Raw genomic sequence first — 3,250 nt, 5'->3', positions numbered from 1 at the left:
CCGAACCCGGACGATGACGTCCCGCTCGTTGCGCAGCTCCGGGTCGGCGACCTCTCGTACGGCCAGTTCGCCTGCGCCCACCCAACACAGCGCTCTCACCCGTGGACCTCGGGGCGGTCCAGCGCGGAGCGGTCCGCGCGGAGCACCTCACCGGCCTCCACCCGTTGCTTGATCTGGCGCAGGGTCCGGCGGACCAGCAGGCCCGGGTCGTCGCCGACCAGATGCGCTGCCAGCCCGGTGGGTGGGGTGACGCCGGCCAGCGGTCGGGCGGCCAGCTCGGTGCCCCGTTCACCGGGCGCCGGGCGCACCCGCACCTCGACCGCCCCGTCCAGGCGGCGCAGCGGCTCCGGCCAGCGGCCCTCCGGCAGCACCTGCTCCGGCGGCCGGTCGACGGTCACCACCTCCCACCGGGCCGGCGCGGCAGCGTCGCCGTCCGCGTCGGGCCGGGTACCCCAACGGGGTACGCGCAGCAGCCGCGCCGCCCCGGCCAGCGCCGCGCCGCCCAGGGCGGGTCCCGCCCGCGCCAGCCGTCCCATCGGTACCACCCGTCCTCCCGGTTCACGTCCCCCGATCGTCTGTCGCACCCGGGTGAAGCGCGCTCGCCCGGAAGGGGTGAACCGGCCCGTGCCGGGTAACCGCTCGCCGACCGGGGGCGGAGCGCGTGGTGGGGGGTGGGGCTGGGTGCCGGAACAGGATCACGTACGGGTCGAGCCGGCACCGGGGCCACCGCTGTTGGCGTCCCGGCTGACGCCGGCCGTGCCGCCGGAGCCGGTAGTCGCCCGGCCCCGGCTGCTGCGCCGGTTGGACGAGGGCAGCACGGGACCGGTCACCCTGCTGGCCGCCCCCGCCGGCTGGGGCAAGACCACGCTGCTCGCCTCCTGGACGCGGCTGGGCGGTGCGCCACCCGACGTGGAGCCGGGGGCGATCGTGCCGGACTCCGGCGACCTGTCGGTCTCCTCGGCTGACGAGCCGGTCTCGGCGTGGATGTCGGTGGAGGCCGGCGACGACTCCGACCGGCTCTGGGCGTACCTCGCCGCGGCGCTGCGCTCGGCGACCGGTGCGACGGAGGGCGGCCCGGTGCCCGACCGGCCGCCGCGCCCCGACCAGCTGGAGGCGCTGGCCGCCACGCTCGCCGCCGCCGACCGGCCGGTGCTGCTGATCCTGGACGACCTGCACCGGGTCGCCGACCCGGCGGCGTTGACCGGCCTGGAGTTCCTGCTACGGCATGCCGGGGGGCGGCTCCGTCTGGTGATCGGCGCGCGGGCCGGACTGCACCTGCCACTGCACCGGCTCCGCCTCGCCGGGGAGCTGACCGAGATCGGCCCGGACGAGCTGGCGTTCACCGACGACGAGGTGGCCGACCTGCTCACCGCCCACGCCGCCGCGCTGCCGGCGACCGCCGTGCACCGGCTGCGGGAGCGCACCGGCGGCTGGCCGGCCGCGCTGCGCATCGCCGCCCTGGCGGTACGCGGACAGCCCGACCCGGAACGCTGGGTGGGGCAGTTCGGCGGAGACCAGCCGGAGATCGCCGGCTACCTGCGCGAGGAGGTGCTGGCGACGCTCGACCCGACCGAGGAGGATCTGCTGCGGCGCACCGCCGTCGTCGACAGCGTCTGCGCCGATCTGGCAGGGGCGTTGACCGGCCGCGCCGACGCCGGGCAGGTGCTGGCCGACCTGGCCGGGACCGGTGGTCTGCTGCACCGGGAGGACACCCGGCCGCCCTGGTACCGGTACGAAGTGCTGCTCGCCGACCTGCTCCGCGCCGACCTCGCCCGGTTGCCCGCCGAGGAGCTACGCGAGCTGCACGTCCGCGCCGCAGACTGGTACGCGGGTGACGGCCGGCCCGCCGACGCCCTGCGGCACGCCCTGGCCGCCGGCCGCTGGGACCTGGCCGGTGATCTGTTCGTCGCGCACTGGCCGGAGCTGACCCGCTACGACCGGGACCCGGTGCACGCCCCGGCACCTACATCGCCGCCGGCGGAGGTGGTCCGCGCCGACCCGGAGGTGGCGTTGGCCTGCGCCGCCGAGCGCGCTCACGCCGGTGACCTGCCGCTGCTGGCCGGCCGGCACCCGCTGCTGCGGCCCGGCGACGTGCTCGGTGCGGAGTTCCTCGGCGAGGTGGTGGAGGTCGGCCCCGGGGTCCGCCGACACCGCGCCGGGGATCGGGTGGTCGTCGGCGCGAGCGTGGCCTGCGGCGGCTGCTGGTACTGCCGCCAGGGCCTGCACTCCTGCTGTGACAACGCCAGCGCCGACCTGCCCAGCGCCGACCCCGACTGGGCCCGCTCCGACGCCGGCTGTTTCGGCAGGCCCCGGGCGGCGGGCGGATTCGCGGGCGGCCACGCCGAGTACGTGCGGGTGCCGTACGCCGACGTGAGCGCCTTCCGGGTGCCGGACGCCGTCGACGACGACCGGGCGGTGTTCGCTGCGGACGTGGCGCCGACCGGGTGGCTCGCCACCGAGTTGGGTGCGGTGCGCCCCGGCGACGTGGTGGCGATCTGGGGCGCCGGGGCGGTGGGTCAGTTGACCGCCCGGTCGGCGGTGCTGCGCGGCGCCGCCCGGGTGCTGGTCGTGGACCGGTACGAGGAGCGGTTGCGGATGGCCGAGCGGCACTCCGACGCCGAGCCGCTCGACTACCGCCGCACCGACGTCGCGGCCGAGCTGCGCGACCGTAGCGGTGGGCGTGGGCCGGACGTGTGCGTGGTGGCGGTCGGCACGCCGCCGGCCCGGTCGAGGGCCGACCGGTTCGGTGGCCAGCACGCCGACCGACCCGACGCGCTGCGGGAGGCCGTGCACGCGTGTCGCAAGAGCGGCGTGGTGGTGGTGCTCGGCGGGACGGGCGGGTTCGTCGACGCGTTCCCGCTGGGTGCGCTGACCGAGCGGCGACTCACGCTGCGCGGCGCCGGTCGGCCGGATCTGCGGGACGTGCCGATGCTGCTGGACCGGATGGCCCGCGACGAGCTGCGGACCGAACACCTGGCCACCCACCGGCTGCCGTTGGCGCAGGGCCCGGAGGGGTACGCGCTGTTCCGGGACCGGGCCGACGGCTGCGTACGCGCCGTGTTCACGCCCTGACCTCCCACTCGTGATCACGTCATCGTCGGCGGTGGATGGCAGACTCCGGGGATGGCAGAGGACCGAACGTACGACGTGGTGTTGTTCGGGGCGACCGGGTTCACCGGCGCCCTGGCCGCTGAATACCTGGCCCGGCACGCGCCGGCCGAGCTGCGCTGGGCGCTGGCCGGGCGCAACC

The 3,250-nt window shown here is 77.0% G+C and carries 2 protein-coding genes and 2 pseudogenes; 3 read left to right on the top strand and 1 reads right to left on the bottom strand.

The window, feature by feature from the left end; translation table 11 throughout:
- Window positions 1–95: 95 nt before the first annotated feature.
- On the bottom strand, window positions 96–536 hold the full coding sequence (locus KBX08_RS32635) for a hypothetical protein (protein ID WP_247670450.1): 441 nt from the start codon (window positions 534–536) through the stop codon (window positions 96–98).
- 52 nt (window positions 537–588) lie between these two features.
- Here KBX08_RS32635 and KBX08_RS34985 point away from each other — a divergent pair.
- The 3 genes and pseudogenes from KBX08_RS34985 to KBX08_RS32620 all read left to right on the top strand — a co-directional run.
- A pseudogene (locus tag KBX08_RS34985) lies at window positions 589–1,188 on the top strand (AAA family ATPase); the annotation flags it as partial.
- A gap of 795 nt (window positions 1,189–1,983) precedes the next feature.
- Entirely contained in the window at window positions 1,984–3,072 is a 1,089-nt protein-coding gene (locus KBX08_RS34980) for an alcohol dehydrogenase catalytic domain-containing protein (RefSeq protein ID WP_374101981.1), read from the top strand.
- Window positions 3,073–3,123: 51 nt separating this feature from the next.
- Window positions 3,124–3,250, top strand: a pseudogene (locus KBX08_RS32620) (saccharopine dehydrogenase); the annotation flags it as partial.

It is taken from the genome of Micromonospora sp. H61 (genome assembly GCF_018070325.1).
Lineage (GTDB): Bacteria > Actinomycetota > Actinomycetes > Mycobacteriales > Micromonosporaceae > Micromonospora > Micromonospora salmantinae.
The sequence above is the reverse complement of the archived record's forward strand: the minus strand, read 5'-3'. Positions and strand labels throughout refer to the sequence as shown.